A 2398-nucleotide genomic window follows, 5' to 3' on the forward strand; every position below is an offset into this window, starting at 1 on the left:
GGCCCTGGGCCCCCAGGTCATCCTGCTGATCGTCGCGTGCGTCGCCGGCAGCTTCTACACCACACAGTGGGTGGGCCGACGGCTCGGCCTCAGCCGCGCGGGCGCGCTGCTCATGGCAGCAGGCTTCTCGATCTGCGGCGCGTCCGCCGTCGCGGGCATGCAGGGCATCGTGGACGCCGACGACGACGAGGTGGCCTCCGCCGTCGCGATGGTCACGCTCTACGGGTCCCTCATGATCCTCGTCCTGCCGCTGCTCAACGCGGTCCTCGGCCTCGATGCGACGGAGTTCGGGATCTGGTCGGGGCTCGCCGTCCACGAGGTGGCGCAGGTGGTGGCCGTGGCCAGCACCGCCGGGGCCACCGCGCTCGCAGCGGCGACGGTGGTCAAGCTCGGCCGGGTCCTGATGCTGGCACCGGTCGCGGCGGTGGCGAGCATCGGCGAACGACGGCGGGCGACCGCGGCCGCGGCGGCCGGGACCGAGGGGACCGACGACGGGCGGCTCTCCCTGCGTCCGGGCACACCCCTCGTGCCACTGTTCGTCGTCGGGTTCCTCGCCATGGTCCTCGTGCGGTCGCTCGGCGTCCTGCCCGGACCGGTCCTCGATGCGGGACGCACGCTGACCACGATCCTGCTGGCTGCCGGGATGTTCGGTCTCGGGGCCGGCATCGACGTCCGGCGCCTGCTCCGCACGGGCGGGCGCTTCGCAGCTGTGGGGGCGGTGTCGACGCTGTTCCTGGCGGGCGTCTCGCTCCTCGGCGTCCTGGCGCTGGCCTAGGCACTTCGTCCGGATGCCGCTCGGGCATCCCTTCAGGGACCCGGATGGCCCACCGTCAGCGCAGTCCGGTACCGCGGTCGAGGGCCAGGCCGATCAGTTCGTCGATGAGTTCCGTATAGCCGAGTCCGGATTTCGCCCACATCTGCGGGTACATGCTGATCGGCGTGAACCCGGGCATGGTGTTGATCTCGTTGATGACCAGGCGGCCGTCGGGCGTGTAGAAGAAGTCCACGCGGGACAGACCCTCGCCGCCGATCGCGTCGAAGGCTTCGCCTGCGAGCCGCCGCACGCGGTCGATCACCTCGGGCGGGAGGTCCGCGGGGCAGGACAGCTCCGCGGCGGCGCCGTCGACGTACTTCGCTTCGAAGTCGTACCAGGCGTGGTCGCCGGGCTGCATCGCGATCTCGCCCGGAAGGGATGTGCGCGGTGCGTCGAGGCCGCGGCCCTGCAGGACGGCCACCTCGATCTCCCGTCCCTCGATGCCGGCCTCGATGACGACCTTGGGATCGAAGACCCGCGCGGCCTCGATGGCGGCGCGGAGGTCGCCGATCCCTTCGACCCGGCTGATGCCCATGGAGGACCCTGCCCTGGCCGGCTTGACGAACACCGGGAAGCCGAGGGCGGCGGCGCGCTGGAGGGCGGCTTCGGCGTCGGTGCGCCACTGGCGGTCCGTCACCACCTCGTACGGGCCGACCTCGAGGCCGGCCGCCGAGAAGACGACCTTCATGTAGTGCTTGTCCATCCCGACCGCGGACGCCAGCACGCCGGCACCGACGTACCGCATGTCGGCCATCTCCAGCATGCCCTGCAGCGTGCCGTCCTCGCCGAACGGACCGTGCAGGAGGGGAAGCACGACGTCGACACCGCCCATGCTGCGCGGCACCGCCCCGGGGGCGGCGACCAGCAGTTCCTGGCCCGCGCTGCCGTCGGCCGCCGTTCCCATCACCACGGCGTGCCCTGTGGTGGGAACCTCGGGCAGGACGTCGGAGCGCAGCGACCACGTGGACGGGTCGGCGGAGACGAGGGACCACTGCCCCGACTTGGCGATGCCCACCGGCACCACGTCGTAGCGCGTGCGGTCGATGGCCTCCAGCACACCGGCGGCGGTCACGCAGCTCACGGCGTGCTCGCTCGACCGTCCGCCGAACAGGACGAGAACGCGCGGCTTGCGGGAGGAGGCGGGGGTCTCGGTGGTCACGGTGGTCACGGTGCGGAATCGCCTTCCGGCTTGAGGTTGCGGGCCAGCAGGCGTGGCCCGAGGTCGTTGACGGACAGGTGCCCCTGGAGGACGGCCACCACGCTGCCGGTGATGGGCATGTCGACGCCGAGCTGGGTGGCCAGGTCGAGCACGGCCTGGGCCGACTTGATGCCCTCCGCCGTCTGGTTCATCCGCACCGTCACCTGCTCGAGGGTCAGTCCCTGGCCCAGCAGGTGCCCGGCGGTGTGGTTGCGCGAGAGCGCCGAGGAACAGGTGGCGATGAGGTCGCCCATGCCCGCGAGGCCTGCCATCGTCTCGGGCTTGCCGCCCAGCGCCACGGCCAGGCGCGTGGTCTCGGCGAGTCCGCGCGTAATCACGGAGGCCTTGGTGTTGTCGCCCATGCGGCGACCCTCGCAGATCCCCAC

The 2398-nt window shown here is 71.9% G+C and carries 3 protein-coding genes; 1 reads left to right on the forward strand and 2 read right to left on the reverse strand.

Going from position 1 to position 2398, the window contains the following annotated elements:
* Positions 1–775, forward strand: a 775-nt coding sequence (locus tag CVO76_RS06810) for a YeiH family protein (RefSeq protein WP_208741394.1), incomplete at its 5' end; no start/stop codon positions are given.
* Between the two features lie 55 nt (positions 776–830).
* Here the strand turns inward: CVO76_RS06810 and CVO76_RS06815 are convergent.
* Together CVO76_RS06815 and CVO76_RS06820 are read right to left on the reverse strand one after the other, a co-directional pair.
* Positions 831–1982 carry a D-alanine--D-alanine ligase family protein gene (locus CVO76_RS06815; protein ID WP_208741396.1) on the reverse strand — a complete coding sequence of 384 codons (1152 nt, stop codon included), beginning with the start codon at positions 1980–1982 and terminating at the stop codon, positions 831–833.
* Positions 1979–2398 (reverse strand): NAD(P)H-dependent glycerol-3-phosphate dehydrogenase (locus tag CVO76_RS06820; protein ID WP_347876231.1); only part of this gene is annotated, 420 nt, incomplete at its 5' end. The genes CVO76_RS06820 and CVO76_RS06815, both read right to left, overlap by 4 nt.

This window comes from Arthrobacter agilis (genome assembly GCF_002953615.1).
GTDB lineage: Bacteria > Actinomycetota > Actinomycetes > Actinomycetales > Micrococcaceae > Arthrobacter_D > Arthrobacter_D agilis_B.